The sequence below is a fragment of the Desulfotignum balticum DSM 7044 genome (assembly GCF_000421285.1).
In the GTDB taxonomy this organism is placed as follows: Bacteria; Desulfobacterota; Desulfobacteria; order Desulfobacterales; family Desulfobacteraceae; genus Desulfotignum; species Desulfotignum balticum.
Map to the genome: position 1 here is coordinate 626,684 of NZ_ATWO01000001.1, position 20,231 is coordinate 646,914.

General features: G+C 53.3%; 21 protein-coding genes. 10 read left to right on the forward strand and 11 right to left on the reverse strand.

Translation table 11 applies throughout. The features are described 5' to 3' along the window. The first annotated feature begins 2 nt into the window (after window positions 1-2). Genes K365_RS0103370 through K365_RS0103390 form a run of 5 tightly spaced genes read left to right on the forward strand, consistent with a single transcriptional unit; the run spans window position 3 to window position 4,400 of the window. Window positions 3-1,475, forward strand: coding sequence for a MotA/TolQ/ExbB proton channel family protein (locus tag K365_RS0103370; RefSeq protein ID WP_029724909.1), 1,473 nt, complete (start codon window positions 3-5; stop codon window positions 1,473-1,475). 3 nt (window positions 1,476-1,478) lie between these two features. Further along, on the forward strand, window positions 1,479-2,102 hold the full coding sequence (locus K365_RS0103375) for a MotA/TolQ/ExbB proton channel family protein (protein WP_084489725.1): 624 nt from the start codon (window positions 1,479-1,481) through the stop codon (window positions 2,100-2,102). Between the two features lie 12 nt (window positions 2,103-2,114). Continuing rightward, the gene (locus K365_RS0103380) at window positions 2,115-2,534 is read left to right on the forward strand and encodes an ExbD/TolR family protein (RefSeq protein ID WP_024333515.1); all 420 of its coding nucleotides are present in this window, start codon (window positions 2,115-2,117) and stop codon (window positions 2,532-2,534) included. A 4-nt stretch (window positions 2,535-2,538) separates the two neighbouring features. Beyond that, window positions 2,539-3,240, forward strand: a complete 702-nt coding sequence (locus K365_RS0103385) for an energy transducer TonB (protein ID WP_169432920.1) — start codon at window positions 2,539-2,541, stop codon at window positions 3,238-3,240. Between the two features lie 2 nt (window positions 3,241-3,242). Continuing rightward, entirely contained in the window at window positions 3,243-4,400 is a 1,158-nt protein-coding gene (locus tag K365_RS0103390; RefSeq protein ID WP_024333517.1) for a tetratricopeptide repeat protein, read from the forward strand. Window positions 4,401-4,403: 3 nt separating this feature from the next. Here the strand turns inward: K365_RS0103390 and K365_RS0103395 are convergent, their stop codons facing one another. The 5 genes from K365_RS0103395 to K365_RS0103415 are packed head-to-tail and all read right to left on the reverse strand — an operon-like array spanning window position 4,404 to window position 9,464. Then, a complete protein-coding gene (locus K365_RS0103395; RefSeq protein ID WP_024333518.1) occupies window positions 4,404-5,174 on the reverse strand; it encodes a ubiquinone/menaquinone biosynthesis methyltransferase in 771 nt (256 codons plus the stop codon). Then, on the reverse strand, window positions 5,175-6,392 hold the full coding sequence (locus K365_RS0103400; RefSeq protein ID WP_024333519.1) for an SDR family oxidoreductase: 1,218 nt from the start codon (window positions 6,390-6,392) through the stop codon (window positions 5,175-5,177). A gap of 45 nt (window positions 6,393-6,437) precedes the next feature. Next, a complete protein-coding gene (locus K365_RS0103405) occupies window positions 6,438-7,811 on the reverse strand; it encodes an FAD-binding oxidoreductase (protein ID WP_024333520.1) in 1,374 nt (457 codons plus the stop codon). Then, entirely contained in the window at window positions 7,792-8,049 is a 258-nt protein-coding gene (locus K365_RS0103410; RefSeq protein ID WP_024333521.1) for a hypothetical protein, read from the reverse strand. The genes K365_RS0103405 and K365_RS0103410 overlap by 20 nt, the downstream gene beginning before the upstream one ends. Next, window positions 8,040-9,464, reverse strand: coding sequence for a hypothetical protein (locus K365_RS0103415; protein WP_024333522.1), 1,425 nt, complete (start codon window positions 9,462-9,464; stop codon window positions 8,040-8,042). Before K365_RS0103415 ends, K365_RS0103410 begins: the two co-directional genes overlap by 10 nt. Window positions 9,465-9,777: 313 nt before the next feature. Here K365_RS0103415 and thyX point away from each other — a divergent pair, with 313 nt between their 5' ends. Further along, window positions 9,778-10,383 (forward strand): FAD-dependent thymidylate synthase, encoded by a 606-nt coding sequence (gene thyX / locus K365_RS0103425; RefSeq protein ID WP_024333523.1) that lies wholly within the window; start codon window positions 9,778-9,780, stop codon window positions 10,381-10,383. Between the two features lie 74 nt (window positions 10,384-10,457). On the opposite strand, the gene K365_RS27835 is transcribed toward thyX, so the two are convergent. Next, the gene (locus K365_RS27835; protein ID WP_156887677.1) at window positions 10,458-10,616 is read right to left on the reverse strand and encodes a hypothetical protein; all 159 of its coding nucleotides are present in this window, start codon (window positions 10,614-10,616) and stop codon (window positions 10,458-10,460) included. 156 nt (window positions 10,617-10,772) lie between these two features. Here K365_RS27835 and K365_RS0103435 point away from each other — a divergent pair, with 156 nt between their 5' ends. Both K365_RS0103435 and K365_RS0103440 read left to right on the forward strand, forming a co-directional pair. Further along, window positions 10,773-11,795, forward strand: coding sequence for a sensor histidine kinase (locus tag K365_RS0103435; RefSeq protein WP_024333524.1), 1,023 nt, complete (start codon window positions 10,773-10,775; stop codon window positions 11,793-11,795). Further along, window positions 11,759-12,493, forward strand: coding sequence for a response regulator transcription factor (locus K365_RS0103440; RefSeq protein WP_029725766.1), 735 nt, complete (start codon window positions 11,759-11,761; stop codon window positions 12,491-12,493). Before K365_RS0103435 ends, K365_RS0103440 begins: the two co-directional genes overlap by 37 nt. Window positions 12,494-12,496: 3 nt before the next feature. On the opposite strand, the gene K365_RS26320 is transcribed toward K365_RS0103440, so the two are convergent. After that, window positions 12,497-12,865, reverse strand: a complete 369-nt coding sequence (locus K365_RS26320; RefSeq protein WP_024333525.1) for a J domain-containing protein — start codon at window positions 12,863-12,865, stop codon at window positions 12,497-12,499. A 465-nt stretch (window positions 12,866-13,330) separates the two neighbouring features. Here K365_RS26320 and K365_RS0103455 point away from each other — a divergent pair, with 465 nt between their 5' ends. Then, window positions 13,331-13,771, forward strand: a complete 441-nt coding sequence (locus K365_RS0103455; RefSeq protein ID WP_024333527.1) for an Hsp20/alpha crystallin family protein — start codon at window positions 13,331-13,333, stop codon at window positions 13,769-13,771. Between the two features lie 58 nt (window positions 13,772-13,829). Beyond that, window positions 13,830-14,216, forward strand: coding sequence for an Hsp20/alpha crystallin family protein (locus tag K365_RS0103460; protein ID WP_024333528.1), 387 nt, complete (start codon window positions 13,830-13,832; stop codon window positions 14,214-14,216). An 89-nt stretch (window positions 14,217-14,305) separates the two neighbouring features. On the opposite strand, the gene K365_RS0103465 is transcribed toward K365_RS0103460, so the two are convergent. From K365_RS0103465 to K365_RS0103485, 4 genes are all read right to left on the reverse strand, one after another. Beyond that, entirely contained in the window at window positions 14,306-15,046 is a 741-nt protein-coding gene (locus K365_RS0103465) for a 4'-phosphopantetheinyl transferase family protein (protein WP_024333529.1), read from the reverse strand. A 146-nt stretch (window positions 15,047-15,192) separates the two neighbouring features. Then, window positions 15,193-17,157, reverse strand: coding sequence for an acetate--CoA ligase (gene acs / locus K365_RS0103475; protein WP_024333530.1), 1,965 nt, complete (start codon window positions 17,155-17,157; stop codon window positions 15,193-15,195). 105 nt (window positions 17,158-17,262) lie between these two features. Then, window positions 17,263-18,540, reverse strand: coding sequence for an L-lactate MFS transporter (locus tag K365_RS0103480; RefSeq protein WP_024333531.1), 1,278 nt, complete (start codon window positions 18,538-18,540; stop codon window positions 17,263-17,265). A gap of 284 nt (window positions 18,541-18,824) precedes the next feature. Then, window positions 18,825-20,204 (reverse strand): sigma-54-dependent transcriptional regulator, encoded by a 1,380-nt coding sequence (locus K365_RS0103485; protein ID WP_051147809.1) that lies wholly within the window; start codon window positions 20,202-20,204, stop codon window positions 18,825-18,827. Between the last annotated feature and the right edge of the window lie 27 nt (window positions 20,205-20,231).

Here is a 20,231-nt window from a genome sequence, read left to right on the forward strand (position 1 = left end):
ATATGAACAACATGAATTTGATACAGCGGACACTGGGGGTGCTGCTGGTCTGTCTCATCTGCCTGGGTCCGGCCGGAGCCCTGGCAAAGGATATGCGCCAGTCCTTTGCCGTGCAGGCGGAAAATCGCGCCCGGATGGAAGAAAAAGCCCGGCAGGAACTGGCCCGGGCCCGAGCCGAGGCACAGGAGCGGACCCGGCAGATCAAACAGGATAAAGAGGCCCTGACCGCAGCCATCCAAGACCTCAAAAACCGGAACAAAGTCCTGGAAAAAGATAACCAGGAACTGGCACAGCGGGTCCAGGACCGGCAGGCGGTCAGAAAGACCCTGCTGGAAGAACTGGCCCTGTCCCGGGCGGAGAACCGGGAATTGTCCGGATTTATCCGCAGTGCAGCCAAGGACCTGGAAGCGCTGCTGATACAAAGTCCCCAGAGTGCCCTGTCCGAGAACCGCCACAGGTTCCTGGCCCCGGTGATCCATGAGGACCGGTTTCCCTCCATGGCGGACATCCGTGCCATGGCCGATGCCTGGCTTCATGAAATCTTTGCCTCAGGTCAGGTCCGGACCGTGCCCGGCACCATCATTGATCGTCAGGGCCTGGAACAGGAGACCCGGATTCTGATGCTGGGCAATTTTACCGGGATCTATGTGCTCGAATCCGCCGATGCCCGGGAGCCGGAGGTTGGATTTTTGCTGTATTCCGATGCCAGCCAGCGGTTTTTTGCCCTGTCCCGGCTGCCGGAGGCCGGCACCGTGGGCCGGATACAGGCGTATCTGGCCGGGAAGCGCCCGGATGTGCCCGTGGACATCTCCCGGGGCACGGCCCTGCGCCAATACACCCTGGAGCTGGATCTGGCAGACCAGATTCCCAAAGGAGGTCCCATTGTGTGGCCCATCCTGGGCATCCTGGGACTGGCCCTGGTCATCCTGCTGGAGCGGCTGGTGTTTTTCTTCCGCAAACAGATGAAATCCGAGCCGTTCATGGACCAACTCCGGTCCCTGGTGGCCGGCGGGGACTGGGAGGGGTGCGAGGCCCTGTGCCGGTCCCGGAAAAACAAATGGATTCCCAGGATTCTGCTCACGGCCCTGGCATTCCGGGATCACTCCCGCCAGGATATGGAAAATGCCCTGCAAGAGGCGATCCTCGGGGAGATTCCAGCCATTGAGCGGTTCGTGTCCACCCTGGGTATGCTGGCGGCCATCGCCCCGCTGCTGGGGCTGCTGGGCACGGTCACCGGCATGATCAATACCTTTCATGTGATCACCTATTACGGGGCCGGAGACCCAAAGATGATGTCCGGCGGGATTTCCGAGGCCCTGGTCACTACCATGCTGGGGCTGACCGTGGCCATCCCGATCATGCTGTTCCATACCCTGCTGTCCCGGCGGGTGGAAACCCAGATCGGTCAGATGGAGGAAAAAGCCGTGGCGTTCGTGAACATGGTGTTCAAAGCCAGAAACGATTGCAGGCCTTAACCCATGCTGGAAAATGAGTTTTTTGCAGGGATGCTGCCGCTGTTTGATAACCTGGCCGCCTATATCCGGTCCGGAGGATTGGTCATGGTGCCCATTCTGGCGGTGTCCCTGGTGATGTGGGTGCTGATTTTCAACCGGGTCTGGTTCATGCGCACCCTGTATGTGAAAAATATTTCCCGAACCCGGGCCGGGGAGCTGGTGCGGCTGAACCAACGGCCGGCAGACCGGTACAAAGGGGCCAACAGCCTTCTGGTCCGGGAGTTTCTGGCCAGGCGTACCCGGGACAGTGATCTGGACGGGTATATTCTGGATGAGACCGTGATGGGGATATGCACTTCTCTGGACCGGTACCTGGCCGCCATCCGGGTGTTGTCGGCCGTGGCCCCGCTGCTGGGGCTGCTGGGTACGGTGGTGGGCATGATGCACACCTTTGAGGTGATCACGGTGTTCGGCACGGGCAATGCCCGTGCCATGGCCGGCGGGATTTCCGTGGCCCTGATCACCACCCAGACCGGGCTGATGGTGGCCATTCCCGGGCTTTACATGGCCGGGTGGCTCACCCGGCGGTCCCGGAACCTGAAAAACCGGATTTCCGCCACAGGCATCTACCTGCGGCGGTTCATATAAGGATTTGTGAATATGCTCAATATATCTGCAGCCAGGCGGGCCCAGAAACAGACCCTGGAACTGAACATTGCCCCGCTCATCGACATGGTGTTCATTCTGCTGATTTTTTTCCTGGTGACCACCTCGTTTGTCAGGGAAACCGGGGTGGATATTTCCCGGCCCACGGCAACCACGGCCGTGACCACGGCTCCCAACACCATTCTCATCGGTGTGACCAAAGAAGGAACGGTCCACCTGGACCGCCGGGAGATCGATGTGCGGGCCGTTCGGGCCAATGTGGAACGGGCCATGGCGGAAAATCCCGATGCCGCCGTGGTGATTGTGGCGGACAAGGACAGCACCACCGGGCGGGTGATCGAGGTCATGGATGCCTGCAAACTGGCCGGGGCTGAAAACGTGGCCATTGCGGCCGGCCTGCCGGGAGGGGAATAAGGAAGTGGCCCTGAAAGATTCTATACCGGGCCGGTCCGGTCCGGGGATCTGGGCCGGCTGGATCCTGGCAATGGTGCTGTCCGCTGCCCTGAACCTGTTTTTGTTTGCCGTGATGCCCGAGATGATCCGGGCCGTGCCCGAGAATCTGGAAAAGCACGAACCGGTTCAGGCCATTCAGGTAGTGCGGGTCAAGCGGCCCGAACCCCCGCCCGAAAAACAGAAATCCCCGGAACCGGAGCCGCCGAAACCGCAGAAAACGGCGGCCCCCAAACCGGTGCAGAAAAAGATGCCCAGGCCGCCGGCCCCGAAACCGTCCCTGCCCTTTGCCCTGAACCCGAAGCTGCCCCCCATGGCCCATTCCCTGGAGATGCCGCCTCTGGAAACCTTTTCAGTGGATGCGCCCCAGCTCAAGGACCGGTACCTGGCCCATGAACTGGATGCCGGCCTGATCCCTTTGGCCAAGGTGGCACCGGTGTATCCGCTGCATGCGACCCGGCGGGGCATCGAAGGAAAGGTGCGGGTACAGTTTCTGGTCACTGCCGATGGAAGGGTGGCAGATATCAAAATTCTGGCGGCTGAGCCTGAAAAAGTGTTCGACCAGAGTGTCATCGACTGTGTGTCCCGGTGGCGGTTCCAGCCCGGCCGGGTGCAGGGGATCCCGGTGGCAGCCCTGGCACAGACCACCATCAAATTTCAACTGGAGTAGGCATGACCCGACACATCCTGCAGACTAACGGAAAAAACCGGTGTTGCCGGCAGGTGTGGCTGATGTTGGTGATGATCCTGGTACTGATTGTCACAGGATCGCCGCGAACTCTGGCAGCAAAAGAAAACATGTCCCTGTCCGCCGGCATGGCGGTGAACAAGGCCCAGTCCCTGATGGCGGAAGAAAAACCGGACCAGGCCCTGGGAGTGTTGACCCGGTATTCAGAAAAGCAGGCAGGAAATGTTCATTTTTATATCGATTTTCTGACCGGCTTCTGTCACACCGAACTGGGGCAGACCGGCCTTGCTGCAGCGGCATTTCAGCAGGCCGTGGAAAAACAGCCGGACCTGACCGAGGCCTGGCTCAACCTGGCCCGGTGCCGGTATGAACAGGGGCAGATGGTCGAGGCAGCCCGGGCCTTTGAAAAAGGGTATGATACCAGCGAAGAAAATCAGCCCGTCCATCTGTTTTATGCATCTGCCTGCCATTTCCAGGCCGGCCGGCCGGATTCTGCCCTGACCGTGTTTGAGCAACTCATGGCTGCCCATCCCGACGCGGTCACCCTGGAATGGAAACAGACCCTGGTCAATATCCTGTTTGCCCTGGAAAAATTTCGAAAAGCCCTGCCGTGGCTGGAAGAGCTGGCCGCCGAGACCCAAGGGGACACCCGGCGGCAGTGGCAGGAGATGCTGCTGTATCAGTACCTGTCTTTGGAGATGAAAAAAAAGGCCCTGGCATATGCCCGGTATCTCACCCGCACCCATCCGGAAGACCCGGGCTGGTGGAAGGCCCTGGCCCATGTGCACCTGACGGACAACCGGTTTGAAAAGGCCCTGGCCGCAATGCTGAGCTATTCCTATCTGACCCCCCTGACCCGGGAGGAGATGCGGCTTGTGGCAGATCTGTATCTGTCCTGTAATATCCCGCTGTCAGCCGCCCGGCAGTATGAAGCCTGGCTGGAGCAGCACGGGGACACCTTGTCTCAAAAACAGGTCCTGGAAAGTATCAAGACCATCTCCCGGGCCTGGCTGTCTGCCGGAAATCAGGATCAGGCCCTGGCCTGGGCAAAAAAAGGTCTGGCAAAAACATCTGACAAAGAACTTTTGCACATCAAAGCCTATGTGCTGGCACATCAGGAACATCTGCCAGTTAAGCAATAAATTTCAGGCAGGTAATTTTGACGTAAAAATATTATTTTGTTTTGTTGCTGAATAGACCGTGACAAGGCCGTTGGAAAGCCGCTGAAAGGTCACCCGGATAAATCCTGCGGATTCAAGTATTCTCTGCACCCTTTCCGGGGCAGGAAAACACCGGATGGATTCGGCAAGGTATATAAATGGTGCTTTTTCACCGGTGATCACCTTGCCGAAGGTCGGCATGATTTTGAAAGAATACCAGTGGTAGAGGGTTCTGAGCCAGCGGTTTTGCGGGATGGAGAACTCCATGATGACAAGTGTACCACCGGGAATCAACACCCGGTGCATCTCCTGCAATCCGTGGTGGAGATTTTCCAGGTTTCGGATGCCGTAGCCCACGATAACGGCATCAAACGCGTTGTCTGCAAACCCGAGTTGTTCTGCGTCTGACTGGACCCACTGGATTCGGTTTTGCCGTGCAGGTCCGGTGCTTTTGTTTTTCCCGGTTGCCAGCATGGTGCGGCTCAGATCGCAGACCACGGGCAGTCCTTTTGTTCCGGTGCCGGCTATCCGGCGGGCGAACTCTCCGGCCCCGCCGCAAAGATCAAGGATGCGGTATCCTGCCTTGATGTCCAGTTGCCTCAGGCTGTTTTTGCGCCAGGAAAAATGAAGACCAAAGCTCATGAGGGTGTCTGCAAGGTCATATCGTTGACCGATGGCATCAAAGTATTGTGTGATTTTCTTTTTTTTACCGGGCGCCGGGGTTTCCAGTGTTCGATCTTGGTTTTGTTTTCTCATTTACGCAGGATTTCCCCAGTTTGCCGCCTCAGCATATTGCATGCATGTGGAAAAAATGCGGTAATCAAACACCGGGCAGGATATGCCGGTTGCTTTCAGAATGGCGGCGGCTTTGCCACTGTCGAAAATGCGTTCGTCTTTCATGTAAGGCCTGTAGATCTGGGTGTAGCGGCCAAACAGGATCTCCAGGCTGTTTCGTGATTCAGATGGAAAATCCTCCGGCCGCACGGCCTGTATCCCTGTTATATGAAAATACCGCTGGGTGTAGTTTATGATTTCTGAAACCGGTGTGATGTTGTCATTGGTGATGTGGAATATATCCCCGTCAATGGCTGATTCCATGATGGCAAAAAACGCGGCGGTAAAAAAATCCACAGGAATTAGATTGATTCCCCGGGATGCTTCAGCTTCGATTCTGATGGGCATATGGGTTGTACCGTCGGGGTCAAAAGAGATCCCCATCTTTTCGGCGCCGTCCGATGTCTGTTCTTCTGCATTCTTGTGATACAGATTTTTTAAAAACACCAGCATTTTCACGGGATAATACATGGCGTTGAATCGCAGTGTTTTGCCGGTGCAGGAATTGCCGTACACGATGGACGGCCGATAAATATTCAGGCGAATGCCTTCTTCACTGCAACGTTTTACGGCTGTTTTTTCAGCACGGTACTTGGTTTCTTCATACACATTGAAAAATGTTCGGGTTTCTACCAGTGCTTCAGGGCATGATCCGCGTCTTTTTCCTGCCACGTAGGCAGTACTGATAAAATGAAAAAAACAGCACCTGCTGTTCGCTGCAAAGTCAAGCAGGTGATGGAGATTCTCAATATTTGCTTTTTCAATCTGCGGGCGTTTTCGTTCTGAAAAGGAAGTGTCGGAAGCACAATGGATAATTTCGTCCACTGAAGAGGCCAGCTGGTGATAATCGGCCGGGCACAGGCCAAGATCGGAACAGTTCAAATCTCCGGGTACTATGTGAACACGGGACTGATTCCAGTCCGGGTCCAGCCAGTCCAACAATTTATAGACCCGTTCTTTGGATGAACACTCGTCCATGGGTCTGGCCAGTATAAAGAGGGTAACCCCTTTTTTGATAAACAGCTGGGCCAGATGGATACCCAGAAAACCCGTGGCCCCGGTCAGCAGGATGCGGGTGCTTTTCGACTGACGTTTGCCGGATATGTCATCAATGGTTGCTCTGATATGTCCTCCATTCAAAAAAAGGGATAACCAAAAAAAAAGATCCTGATTTTGGTATTGTTTTCAGGTATACAAAAAATTTTCTTTTCTGGCACATCCCTGGGAGAAAATATATTTGAGAAATTTTACCCCCCTGGTTGCTGCGCTCAGTTTGTCAATCATGGGTTCGATGTCTTTCATGGCCTGTTGGATTTTTTCTGATTCAGTCCTATCCGTGTGGTCGATGTAATAGTCGTATTCCAGAATCCCGCGTTTGCCAAAATCCATGGGGGTAATAAATCCTAAGTCATGGTCGATGACATGGGTTTCGGCAATGTCTGCAAAAGAGGCAATAAGGTCCTGGATCACATCCACCCGGTCCAGCGGGGCATAAATAAGAAAGGCGAACATGTGCTTGTGTCTGGACATCCGGGCACTGACGATTCTGAACATGGTCAGCCACACCATGTCGGTCATGTGGGGTCGGCTGTAAAGGTTTGTATAAAACTCCCGGAGGTCTTCATCTACCGCAGCGGCAAGGGTTTCAGGAGACGGGGCAAGCACTTGTTCCAGCACGGGAAGCATTTCTTGGCTGAAAATAGATTCATACGCCGGCCGGTCACTTTCCAGTCCTGTGACAATATCCGTCCATCCGGATCCGGCCAGCCGCGGCAGTCCGAGCATGAGCATTTTAAGGGTGTTGCTTTCTATGACACAGGGAACCATCTGCTTGATACTGTTGCGGGCATATTTGTCGCCTATGACAGATACCACGTGGGTCATCTCGAGAATGCCGCTGAAAATATCCCGGGTTTTTTCTGCAAGCGATTCAGTGGGTGAGATGAAAGTGGACAGGTAATGTCCGCCCAGTATTCCGACGGCAAGCCCGATGCGGCGGCGGCTGATATCCCGGGCAAAAAACAGCGCATCGGCAAGAGAGGTAAACGGCACCAGAATGCCTTCTTCGTCATCCGTGACCGGATGCATCCGCACCCGGGCCTCGGTGCAGATGCCCGGAGGCGGATGCACAGCCTGTTCAAACCCGAACACATTGGGCGCATTTTTGTCATTGATGCGAAAAACGGTGCCGTGCCTGTCCACAAACGTCATATCCACGATGTGGTCGGCGCCCACGCCATAGGCATTGGCCCATGTGGAAAACAATCCCGTACATACGATGTTTGCGCACACCGTTGCCGCCGGCTCCGCCGTATTTACCCGATATCCCTGCTGTGTCACCGCTTTTTGCAGTTCAAAGGCGGTCACTCCGGGTTCGATAACAGCGCTCCAGTTGTCCGGATCCAGCTGGATTTTTTTCATCCGGTTCACATCAATGACGATACCCCGGGTAAAGACAAACCCGAAAACACTGCCCCCGTTGCCCCGGACCACTAAAGGAATTTCAGATCGGTCCGCATACCTGACGATTTCCACCAGTTCATCTGCATTGCCGGTCACAGGTTCCGCAAAGGGTACACGAAGAAATGATATCCACGGCAGCCTCGGTCACGGGAATCAGGTCTTTGGCAAGGGCATCGCACAGATCCATCCGGCCTTGAGGAAAATAGCCGACGTAGGGTGTTTTCTTTGCCGGCGGGCAAAGTCCGGTATCGAGATAGTCGATTTTACACATGGCATAATGGCGGCACCGGGCCGCTGTGCGGCGGATCTCTTCGGGGATATGGTTTACAGGCATCGCATAAATGCCACCAGGGCCCTTTTTTCTTTATCTGTCAGTTTCACTTCGGTAACCAGATTAAAGAACTCCACCGTATCCTCCAGGGTCAACAACCGCCCGTCATGCATATACGGCGGCGAGTCTTTGATGCCCCGCAGGGTAAAGGACTTGATGGGTCCTACAGGGATAATCCATTTTCCATTGCTCTCTCTGGGCTCATAGAACCGCCCCACCTTCAGGTCATGCATCTTGTCATCCGTATAAACAGGTGCTGGATGGCAGGCGCTGCACTGGCCTTTTCCAAAGAAAACTTCCTGCCCCAGCATTTCCTGCTCCGTGGCCATGTCCGGGTCCAGTTTGCCGAACACGTTCAGCTTGGGTGCCGGAGGAAAGTCAAACAGATTCTGCATCTGGGCCATCATGGCCACCTGGCTGGCCCGGTCCGGCAGATTCACCCCTTTTTTTGCAGCAATCACGTGATCCCCGTCAAAGTAGGCCGTGCGCTGTTCAAAATGGGTAAAATCTTCTATGGACCGCAGGGAACGCTTTGAGCCGTGGATCTGCTGGTTATACATCCCCCGCAGGCTCACCGTATCCAGCCGGAACCGGGCCGCCTGGGGCCGTGTGTCCGGATTTAAGTGAAACGTCGCATTGGTATGGCCATTGGAATGACAGTCCAGGCAGGATACCCCGAGGCTGGGATCTTTCACCTTCCGATCCTCGGTCTGGTTGAACTGCTGCTGGGGAAAAGGCGTGAGCAAAAGCCTCAAGCCTTCCATCTGAACGGGTGTGAGAATTCCTTTCATCATGGCATAGTAATTATCGATACTCAGCAATTTTCCCTGGGAAACATCTCCCAGATCCGGCCGGGTGGTCAAAAAGATGGGCGGAGGAAATTCCGGTATAAAATGCTTGGGAATATCAAATGCCACATCAAATCGTTCCAGGGATCGGTTTTCCAGCTTTTCGATCTCATTGATCTGGTCCTCGGGAAATACCTGTCCTCCCGTGGCATGCTTAACATGGGGAAGCGGCAGAAATCCTTCCGGAAACAGGTCTGATTTTTTTATTTCAGCCGGTTTCATGTTGTTCAGCTGATCCCAGGTCATTCCTTCTGAAAGTTTTACCCGTACCCCTTTCTGGATAGGTTTTCGTCCGCCGGACATCATCACATCCCCAGGGCGGTCACTCAGATCATAACGCCGTTCCAACAGTTTTTTTTGCCGTTCCATAACGTTTGGTTTGGCTTTCACATCTTTTTCCATGGTGGTCTGGAACGCTTCCTCAATAACCACGGGCATGTAGGTTTTGGGATTCGGGTCCGGTCCTGCAGCGTCCTGCGCATGGGCCGGGCAGACCATGCACGCGGTCAAAAACAGCGCGCACAGAATTCCGATGGGTTTTACGATTCGCGTTCTCACCGTTTTTTCCATCTTTGTTCTCCTTATTGTAAAGGGTTTCATGTTCCCGATTCGACTCGGGCCGGTCTTTTCGCTTCTCGTTTTTTTTGTCAAAGTATCAAAGAAGCTGAACAGTAACCTTTTTGCGTTTCAGACAAAAATTTTCATCTTTTCAGGAACAACCTTCAATAAGGAAAAACATGTATTTTCTTCTGTGGTATCATGTAATATCATTTCACAGGACGGGTGCTGTCCCCGGACACCCTGGGGCATCAAAAATTCCCCCATGGGTTTTTTTGCCCGGATATGATATGTTTCCGGGATCATCAGACAAGGAGGGGAGTTCATGAAAATCATCGACCAGAGCCATGAAATTATCAGTCTGCCGGACAACCTGCTTCAGGTCATCGAGGCGGCCGGCCGCACCTGCTATAAATCCGAAGACAAAATCACATCGGATTCGGCCACCGGATTTGTGGCCCGCATGCGGGACCGGGGCCACCATGCCATGATTGAATTCGGCGATATTATTGTCCGGTTTGTCACCAACCGGGGCGTGACCCATGAACTGGTCCGGCACCGGTTGTGTTCCTTTGCCCAGGAATCCACCCGGTATGTGCGGTATGACGGAAAAATGGAGTTCATCCGGCCCTGCTGGTGGGATGCGTGTACACCGGCCCAACAGACCCTCTGGCAGCAGGCCATGGCAGATGCGGAAAACAGGTACCTGTCGCTTCTGGAGAGCGGATGGCGGCCGGAGCAGGCCAGAGAGGTGCTGCCCAATTCATTGAAAACCGAAATCGTGGTCAAAGGCAATATCCGGGAATGGCGGCATATTTTTACGCTGCGGTGTGCCAAAAAAGCGCATCCCCAGATCCGGGCATTGATGGGGCCGCTGTTGTCGGCGTTGAAAGAACAGCTGCCCGTGGTGTTTGACGATCTGGTGTTTTAAAAAAAAGCCCGCCGGAGAGGGGATAATCCGGCGGGCCGATAAAAAGGTCTGATTTCAAAAAAGATGGCGCCGTATTAAGACATGCACCCATCATCCTCTTTGGTCACTTTGGTGTAACATTCATCACGGTCTTTGTCATTATCGGACGCGTTGTCGCAGTCACTCATTTTTTCCACCACTTTTTTCTGGTCTTCCGCGTCACAATAATCTTTTTTTTGTTTGTCTTCGGCCATTATACATCTCCTTTGTCTGTCAGGTATTGTGTTTGTGCCGGTTTTCTGTTTCAATTAAAATTATAATGTAACGTTCCAGGGAAAAATGTCAACCAGGTTTAAAAAAATTAAACGGCACCGGCGGACGGCCATGATACTTGAAAACAGGTTTGACCCATGCAGATTTTAAACCCATCCCGATGGTACCTTCATCCCGTATTTATCTTTGCTTGTTCCATTATCGCTTTGGCCACATTTCTGGTACTGACCGTCAGTTTGTATATGGAAATCCGGTCAGCCCTGGAAACGGTGATCGTCCGGTTTCACATCGATCCGGAGCTGATTTTTCCATCCAAAACCGGGATGACCATCCTGGTGCTCAGTCTGTTGATCACCGTGGTTCTGGCCGGGATTCTGCTGGCGTTCATCTATTATCAGAAGACCGTGAATCTGTTCCGGCTTCAGCACAATTTTATTTATAATTTCACCCATGAACTTAAAACCCCGGTCACTTCTTTACGGCTTTACCTGGAAACATTTGTCCGCCATCCGTTGAAACCCGAAGATATCAAGCGGTACAGCAAAAGTATGCTGGAAGACATCAACCGGCTGACGGACAACATCAACCGGATATTGAACATGGCCCGCATTGAAAGCCAGAATTTTGATTCCCAAGTGACACGGAAAAGTCTGGTGGAAGTGGTGGATACCTTTTGTCAGAAAAATGATTCTTTGTTCAGGGAGTGTGATATACGGATATTGAATCCAACAGGGGGGCGGTTCGAATATCCCGTGAATCTGTTTTTATTTGAAATGCTGCTCATGAATATCGTGTCCAATGCCATTAAATACAATTTATCGGATCGGCCGCAATTGACCATTGTGTTCAAACCCCATCTTCAGAAGGTGACCATTGATTTTATCGACAACGGCATCGGCGTGGACCGGCATGAGACCAAAAAGATTTTCCGCAAGTTCTATCAGTCCGACCGGGAAAACAGGGAGCGCGTGTCCGGATCCGGGCTGGGGTTGTATCTGGTTTCCAGCATTGCTAAAATTCATGGGTGGCGGGTGTCCGTGTTCAGTGAGGGCAAAGGATGTGGTGCGAAATTCACCATTACCATTCCCAGAAACGCCATTGCCAATGTCAGGGAGAAAAATATATGGAAGCGGCTGAAAAAAAACGTGTTCTGGTCATAGAAGATGAAGCCCGAATCGCTGAGGGGCTTCGGCTCAACCTGTCCCTTGCCGGATATGCCGTGGCCGTGGCGCCGGACGGGATTGACGGGCTTGAAAAATGGCGGGCCTGGCATCCGGATCTCATTGTTCTGGATATCATGCTGCCCATGATCGACGGGTTTTCAATTTTAAAAACCATTCGCCAGGAAGATGAAAAAATTCCCGTGCTGATTCTGTCGGCCAGAGGAGATACCACGGACAAGGTCAAAGGCCTTCGGTATGGCGTGGATGATTATCTGGCCAAACCCTTTGATCTGGAAGAATTCCTGCTGCGGGTAGAACGTCTGATTCAAAAAAGTGCGTGGTATGAACCCGCAGTGCCGGGAAAAAAACCGGATGTGGGACTGTTTAACGGGAACCATTTCCGGTTCGGGGACAACCATGTGGATTTTGTCACTTTCAAGGCCCGGTGTGTGGCCGGCGAGATCACATTGACGGAACAGGAGATCACCCTGCTCAAAATTTTTATTGAAAACAGAGGAAAGCCGTTGTCCCGGGAAGAATTGCTGAATGCGGGATGGGGGTATTCCCGGGACACGTCCACCCGCACTGTGGATAATTTCATGGTCCGGTTCAGGAAATATTTTGAAAAAGACCCGAAAAACCCCCGGTTTTTCAAAAGCCGCCGATCCGTGGGCTATCTCTTTGATCCCGCCTGACCGTTATGAATCCATTTTGAACCGGATGATGATCCGCTGCCCTAAAAAGGGCTGAAATGACTGAAACCCTCTGGTTGGCTCATGCCGGGAAAATGTTTCACAGAATTGATCCGATACCAGGGGTTCCAGATTTTCTGAGAAAACGGGTTTCCGAGGGCCGGGTTTTCTGTTTTGGATTCGCAAGTCATGACGTCTGCGAAGGTCCGGGTCCGACAGAACGGCGTAGGCTTCCTGAATCGCCTGAAACGGCTGATCATTTCCTTTATAATGATCCGGATGGAACTCCTTTGCAAGCCGGCGATACGCCTCCTTGATATCTGCCTGGCTGGCATCCGCCGTAATGCCTAAAACAAAGTAATGATCCTGCGGCATGATATCACCTCCTGGGACAAATATGTCTTGAATGATTTGATACGTTGTTTTTAACGATATAAAGATGACATTACTTTGTCAATAATATAATTATTAATAATGAAAATTTTCCTTGACATGAAAACGGCCTGTTTTATTTGGGTGCCAGATAAGGAAAATATGGGGCATGCACCCGGAATAGAGTTTAAAAAATGCCTACTCCGGAGGTCCGGCAAATTGAAATTCAGTTCCAATGAAGGTTTTTTTATTACTAATTATATTTTTTTGAAAAAAATAATAACCAGGTATTGACATGGATTTTTTGATCACTAAATTTTGCTCAAAGAATCAGGAAGGTGAAAGCAGCGGCAGGTCTTACGATCGCAGTACATACAGACAGGTTTCATGACAGTGTCGCATACAGTACAGTCAAATACCGGCTTTCACAAACAACAAACAAAAAAAATGTAATAAGGAGGATGTGTCATGTTTACAAGATTCAGCGATATCGACAGATTGTTCGGAACCATGGATCTGCTCCGGCAGCGGCTGGACAATTTATACACCGACTATGGCCGTCCCTATGGGACCCGATGGCTGATGGATGAAGGGTTTCTCCGGGCCAATCTGTACCAGACCGGCGATGGCTTTGAAATGCGCCTGGAAGTTCCCGGCATGGAAAAAGAATCTCTGGATATCAAGATTCAGGGAAATTATCTGGAAATTTCCGGTTCCCGGGATCAGAAACTGCCCGAGGGATACAAGGTGCACAAGACGGAAAGAGGAAACGGTACTTTTTCCCGCAGCTTTACCCTGCCCGATGATGTGGACGGCAACCGGGTGGAAGCGACCTTGAAAAACGGCGTGCTTTATCTGACCCTGCCCAAGTCCGAGGCGGCAAAACCCAGGCAGATCACCATCAACTGAAGTAAAAACGATTCATTGCCCATGGAACTTAAGACCATCGTATATATGGAGGCATATCATGGATAAAAAGACTGAAATCGCAAAAAGAGACGATCAGAATATCGAAAAAACAAGGGAATTGTACGAAGTCGCACCGGCTGTGGATATCTATGAAAATGAAGATGAAATCCTTTTGTATGCAGACATGCCCGGTGTGGTAAAAGATGAACTTTCCGTGAACATAGACAACGGCCGGCTTTCCCTGTCCGGTGTGAGAAAACTGGAAACCAGCGGGGCCGCTTCCTGGGAAGAGTTCGGGAATGTGGAGTTTGTGCGCAATTTCTCCGTGCCCCAGACCATTGATGTGGAAAAGGTAGAAGCAGAATTGAAAAACGGGGTCCTCACCCTTCACATGCCCAAATCCGAGGAAGCCAAGCCCCGGCAGATTGAGATCAAGACGGCATAATGTGTATTTGTCAAAACAAACCCCGGAGAATCCTTTTTTGACATACCCTTGAACCGGACCGGGAAGCCTTTTCCGGGTGGCTTCCCGGTTTATTTTTTCTTTCCATAAACCAGGCTCAGCACATACTGATCATCCGGAAAGCATGACCAGGAATGAATGGCCTGTTTTTGTCCGCAATGATAGATCTGATTGTGGATGACTGCCACGTGATGCAGGCTTTCATTGAATCCGAGCCCCAGAAATTTCAAAAATGCTTCCTTCAGGGTCCAGTGGGTAAAAACGGTGGGCGCATCCGGTGCCATGTGCGCTATCTCATCGGTTGTGAATGCAGTTCTCATGAATCCGTCATCCGGCATATTCCCGATTTTTTCAATATCAACCCCCAGGGCCATGCCTGTGTCTGACGTGATGGCGGCGGCCGTGTAATTTCCGCTGTGGGACAAAGAAATAGGGATTTTTGGAAATTGCGCCAGATAGGGGGCCCCTTTTTCCCGGTAGTCAATCCGGATTTCATCCAGAGGCATATCCGGATCCAGGATGTCTCTGGCAAGGATTTTCATGGCAAACCGCCCACAGATCCACTCCATCTGTTTTTTCAACGCCTTGAACCGGTTGACACGCATCAGTTCATCGCTTGACAGAAACGCTGTCCTGAACAGTGAGTGGTCAAATTCCCGGTGCTTCATGGATGGTCCACCCGGCGGCATTCCCGGAGAAAATACCCGGTTTTGAATATCTGACAGTGTCAGGATCTGTACAATGATCGGCTGTTTTTGATGACCCGGAAGGTCGATGATTTGGCGATCAGCCATGTCTGGGCGGTTGTTCATAAGAAATCATTGCCTAAAAGACCGGAAATGTCAATTCAGCCGCTGTTTTTTTAAAGGAAAAATGCAAGAAGATCTGCCGGGAGCGGCTTTTAAACCGCTCCCGGGAAAATCCAGGCCGGAACCGATGCTCCGGCCTGGATCCGTGACTATTTGACCAGGGCTTTGTGACTGGTGATCAGGTTGCCCACCACATCGGAATCCGCCAGCGTGGAGATGTCTCCGAGCTGGTCATATTCATTGGTGGCGATTTTACGTAGGATCCGGCGCATGATTTTGCCGGACCGGGTTTTGGGAAGCCCTGCCGCAAAATTGATGATGTCCGGGGTGGCAATGGGGCCGATCTCTTCTCTGACATGAACTTTCAATTCCTTGAGCAGCTCAGGCGAAGGTGTGGTATTGACATTGAGGGTGACAAAGGCGTAGATGCCCTGGCCTTTGATGTCATGGGGAAATCCGATGACCGCCGCTTCAGCCACCTGGGGATGGCTCACCAGGGCGGATTCCACCTCGGCCGTGCCCATGCGGTGACCCGACACATTGATGACATCATCCACTCGTCCGGTGATCCAGAAATATCCGTCTTCATCTCTCCGGCATCCGTCCCCGGCAAAATAATATCCGTCAAACATCTGAAAATACACTTTGCCGAACCGGTCGTGATCGTTATACACCGTGCGCATCTGACCGGGCCAGGGTTCTTTGATGGCCAGTATGCCGTCACAGGCCCCTTCCAGTTCTTTTCCTTCTTCGTTGAGCAGCACGGGTTTGACGCCGAAAAACGGCAGGGTGGCGGACCCGGGCTTCTGGTCAATGGCATAGGGCAGAGGCGAGATCATGATGCCGCCGGTTTCAGTCTGCCACCAGGTATCCACAATGGGGCACCGCCCCTTGCCCACATGGGTGTGATACCAGCGCCAGGCTTCCGGATTGATGGGTTCTCCCACGGATCCCAGCAGGCGCAGGGAAGACAGATCATATTTTTCCACCCATTTTTCTCCCTGGGCCATCAAAGCCCGGATGGCCGTGGGCGCGGTGTAGAACTGGTTCACTTTCCACTTGTCCACCGTGGCCCAGAACCGGCCCGGGTCCGGATAGGTGGGCACGCCTTCGAACATCACAGAGGTGGCACCCTGGGACAAGGGCCCGTATACAATATAGGAATGGCCCGTGACCCACCCGATATCTGCCGTGCACCAGTAAATATCCCCGTCATGATAGTCAAAAACATACTTGAACGTGGTGCCGGCGTATACCATGTATCCGCCCACATTGTGCTGGACCCCCTTGGGCTTGCCCGTGGAGCCTGAGGTATAAAGAATGAACAGCGGGTCTTCCGCATCCATCCATTCCACGGAACAGTCCGGTGACTGGGCATCGGCGGCCTCATGCCACCACACATCCCGGTCCGGTTTCATGGGGATGTCGGAACCGGTGCGTTTGACCACAAAACAGGTCGCCACTTGGTGTCCCCGTTCTTCGCACAGGGCCAGGGCCCGGTCGGCTGCCGTTTTCAAGGGCACGGCCTTGGCGCCCCGCATCACCCCGTCCGTGGTCACCAATACTTTGCACAGGCTGTCTTCGATCCGGTCGGCCAGGGCTTCGGCGGAAAACCCGCCGAACACGATGGAATGAATGGCCCCGATTCGGGCACAGGCCAGCATGGTGGCGGCCAGTTCCGGGATCATGGGCATGTAAATGGCCACCCGGTCCCCTTTGCCCACGCCTTTTTCTTTGAGGGCATTGGCGAACCGGCATACTTTTTCATGCAGCTGCCCATAGGTGAGGGTCAGGTCCTCTCCCTCACTGTTGCCTTCCCAGATCAATGCGGTCTGATCTTTTCTTTCCGGCAGGTGCCGGTCCAGGCAGTTGTAACAGATATTGGTTTTGCCGTTGATAAACCATTTAATGGAGATCGGGCCTTTGGACAGATGATAGTTGTATTCCCGGACTTTGTCCCATTTTTTTTCCCAGTAAAAATTGTCCGCCATACGGGCCCAGAAAGTGTCCGGATCTTCAACGGACTCCTGGTACAGGGTCTGATATTCATCCATGGTTTTGATCCAGGCGTTGTTTCGAAATTCGTCAGGGGCGTGAAACAGGGTTTCCGTCATGAGAGTCTCCTTTTCAGATGAAGGTCAAGAAAAATAGTTCTGCGTTATATTCAATTTTGAAATTCAGCCAGGCCGAAGGGCATCAGCTTTGACGGATCCCGGGAATCAGTTTTTCCCGGGAACGGGCACCGGAATACCCATGGCCGGGGGTTGGGTTTCGGTCTCAGGCGCCCGGGTCATCAGGGCCAGAACGGCGCCGGTCATCAGCAGGGCTGCTGCCAGGATATAAGCCATCTTCGGGGTGCCTGTATAGGCCACGATCATCTGGGATACCCGGGGGAAGATAAACCCGCCCACGCCCCAGGCGGAAAACACCAGACCATAGTTGACCCCGAAGTTTTTCAGCCCGAAAAAATCCTTGGTCACGGACGGAAATAAAGACAGGTTGGTGCCGTAATTGAACCCGATAAACGTGGCAGCCGTCACCAGCAAAATCACTTGACCCGGTGCAATGAACATCAGGGAAAAAATGATGACCGCCTGAAAGCTGAGCATGATGAACAGGGTATTGGCCCGGCCGATGCGGTCGGATACGATGCCGGCGATGATCCGGCCCGAGGCATTGCCCACGGCCATCAGCGCCACCACGATCCAGGCCAGGTTTCCCATGCCGGACTTGGCCATGCCGGCCACGCTGCCGATGATCATCAGCCCGGCCCCGGAGCCCACGCAGAACATGAGCCACAGCTTGTAAAACGTGCCGGTTTTCATCATCTCGGACGGGGCGAAATCAATGCCGGCAGGTGCAGCCGGCCTTGTGGCCGTGGCCCGGGCATCCGGATGCACATATCCGGCCGGGGGATTGATCAGAAACTGGGCCAGCACACACACCACCACCAGAAACGCCACCCCGAAAATGAGCATGGACTGGCTCAGCCCGAACCGGTTGATCAGCCAGGTGCCCAGAGGGGCGATATACACGGATGCCAGGCCGAATCCCGCCACCACGATCCCGGCGATCATGCCGGTTTTGGCCGGAGGAAACCATTTAATGGCCGGGGGTGTGGCTGACGCGTATCCAAAGCCTAAGCCCGCGCCCGTGAGAACGCCGAACCCCAGTATCCAGACGATCCAGGAAGTGGAGAATGCAATGAGAATCAGGCCGGAACCGGTGAGGACCCCGCCCAGAATGGCCGTCATTTTCGGGCCGGTTTTGTCCTGGACCCGGCCGGCCAGGATCATGGCAAAGGCAAACACCAGACAGCACACGGCATAGGGATCGTTCAACGCGGCCAGACTCCAGTCGAACCGGCCGTCTCCGGCCACAATGGATTCTTTGATGGATTCCTTGAAAATACTCCAGGTGTATAGAATGCCTAAAGCCAGGTTGATGCCCAGCCCGGCGAATGTGACACGCCATCCAATGTTTTTGACCTGATCCATGTTGTTCTCCTTTCTATGCAGATGTTGGGGAACCGGTTCAATTTGTGCCAGCAAGCGGTTCATTTTTTGTCAAAAGATAGAACTGCAATCCATGTGCCAGGGAAAATAATTTATATAATTCATTGATTTTATTATAAATTTTAAAATATTTGCCGTGGCGGCAGGGCGGGCCGTTTTACAATTAAAGTTGTGAAAATTTGGAAGCATCGCGGAAAGAAGGGATAAAACCAACGCATGGGGCCGGTGCTACAACAAAAATTGTGAATACAACCCAGGTTGTAGCTTTATTTTCGAATTTTCTGGAGGCGTTTGCTCAAGGCCTGCTGGGAAATGCCCAGGATTTTCGCGGCGGCGGACTGGTTGCCGCCGGCCTGTTCCATGGCTTTTTCCACCAGAATATTGGAAGCCTCTTTAAGCGTTGGAAGTCCTTTGTCTGATTCCAGACCGGGCGGCGGGGTGTCCAGGGGAGCTTGCCGGACGGCGGCATCCAGTCCTTTGAACAGATCCGCCGTGATCGGCCCTTTTTCATACCGGGATATGGCATCATGGACCATGGATTTCAATTCCCGGATATTGCCTTTAAACGGATAGGTTTCCATCTGTTCGATCAAGGTTTTGGGGATGTCCGGGATGGGCTTGTCCAGTTCCGATGCAGCCTGGCACATGAACCGGTCCAGCAGCAGGGGCAGATCCAGGAGCCGTTCCCGGAGCGGCGGCAGGGTCAGGGTGTGGGTGGACAGCCGATAGATCAGGTCCCGGCGGAATTTTTCCTGTTTTTCCAGGGCCCAGAGATCCTGGTTAGTGGAGGCGATGATCCGGGCATCGGAATGCCGGGTTTTGTCCGATCCCAGGGCCAGGTAATCTCCTTCCTGGAGCAGGCGCAGCAGCTTGACCTGGGAGGTGAGGGCCAGGTCTCCGATTTCATCCAGCAGCAGGGTGCCGCCGGCCGCCTGTTCGATCAACCCGGGCCGGGCTTTGTCCGCCCCGGTGAACGCCCCGGTGACATGTCCGAACAAGGTGTCGGAAAACACATTGTCATCTAAGCCGGCCACATTCACCACCACCAGTTTGCCTTTGCGCGCGCTCAAAGTGTGGATGCACTGGCCGATGAGTTCCTTGCCCACCCCGGTTTCGCCGCATACCAGCACGGGCTGGAGTGAAGGGGCAATGGCTTCCACATAATGGAAAATGGAGTGCATTTTTTTGTCCTGGGTGATGATGTGCCGAAACGCGGCCGGGTTTTTGATCTGGGCGAACAGGTCCTGGTGGAGCGGTTTTTTGCCGGTGTTTCCGGATTTTTCCATGGCCAGGGCCTGTTTGACCGCTGCCACCAGCCGGTCTTCCTCCACGGGCTTGATCACATAATCCATGGCACCGATTTTCATGCATTTAACCGCCGTGTCCACCTCGATGGTGCCCGTGAGCACGATCACGGGAATCTTCGGCCAGGTTTTGCGGATGATCTTGAGCAGCCGGCCCCCGTTGATATGCGGCATATTCAGATCCAGCAGGATCAGTCCCGGGATCTCCCGCTCCATGTGCCGGATCACGTCTCTGGCATCATTGATGGTGACAATGCGGTCAAATCCGGCCATACGCAGCGCGGTATCCACGGCCATCAGAATTTCCGGCTCATCATCCACCACCAGGATCGGTTTATCCATTGTCAAGGGTTCCATGTTTTTTATATA

Coding starts and splice junctions, on each gene's coding strand:
- K365_RS0103370 (WP_029724909.1), top strand. CDS start 3: ATGAACAACATGAATTTGATACAGCGGACACTGGGGGTGCTGCTGGTC.
- K365_RS0103375 (WP_084489725.1), top strand. CDS start 1,479: ATGCTGGAAAATGAGTTTTTTGCAGGGATGCTGCCGCTGTTTGATAAC.
- K365_RS0103380 (WP_024333515.1), top strand. CDS start 2,115: ATGCTCAATATATCTGCAGCCAGGCGGGCCCAGAAACAGACCCTGGAA.
- K365_RS0103390 (WP_024333517.1), top strand. CDS start 3,243: ATGACCCGACACATCCTGCAGACTAACGGAAAAAACCGGTGTTGCCGG.
- K365_RS0103395 (WP_024333518.1), bottom strand. CDS start 5,174: ATGAGAAAACAAAACCAAGATCGAACACTGGAAACCCCGGCGCCCGGT.
- K365_RS0103410 (WP_024333521.1), bottom strand. CDS start 8,049: ATGCCTGTAAACCATATCCCCGAAGAGATCCGCCGCACAGCGGCCCGG.
- K365_RS0103415 (WP_024333522.1), bottom strand. CDS start 9,464: ATGGAAAAAACGGTGAGAACGCGAATCGTAAAACCCATCGGAATTCTG.
- thyX (WP_024333523.1), top strand. CDS start 9,778: ATGAAAATCATCGACCAGAGCCATGAAATTATCAGTCTGCCGGACAAC.
- K365_RS27835 (WP_156887677.1), bottom strand. CDS start 10,616: ATGGCCGAAGACAAACAAAAAAAAGATTATTGTGACGCGGAAGACCAG.
- K365_RS0103435 (WP_024333524.1), top strand. CDS start 10,773: ATGCAGATTTTAAACCCATCCCGATGGTACCTTCATCCCGTATTTATC.
- K365_RS0103440 (WP_029725766.1), top strand. CDS start 11,759: ATGGAAGCGGCTGAAAAAAAACGTGTTCTGGTCATAGAAGATGAAGCC.
- K365_RS26320 (WP_024333525.1), bottom strand. CDS start 12,865: ATGCCGCAGGATCATTACTTTGTTTTAGGCATTACGGCGGATGCCAGC.
- K365_RS0103455 (WP_024333527.1), top strand. CDS start 13,331: ATGTTTACAAGATTCAGCGATATCGACAGATTGTTCGGAACCATGGAT.
- K365_RS0103460 (WP_024333528.1), top strand. CDS start 13,830: ATGGATAAAAAGACTGAAATCGCAAAAAGAGACGATCAGAATATCGAA.
- K365_RS0103465 (WP_024333529.1), bottom strand. CDS start 15,046: ATGAACAACCGCCCAGACATGGCTGATCGCCAAATCATCGACCTTCCG.
- acs (WP_024333530.1), bottom strand. CDS start 17,157: ATGACGGAAACCCTGTTTCACGCCCCTGACGAATTTCGAAACAACGCC.
- K365_RS0103480 (WP_024333531.1), bottom strand. CDS start 18,540: ATGGATCAGGTCAAAAACATTGGATGGCGTGTCACATTCGCCGGGCTG.
- K365_RS0103485 (WP_051147809.1), bottom strand. CDS start 20,204: ATGGATAAACCGATCCTGGTGGTGGATGATGAGCCGGAAATTCTGATG.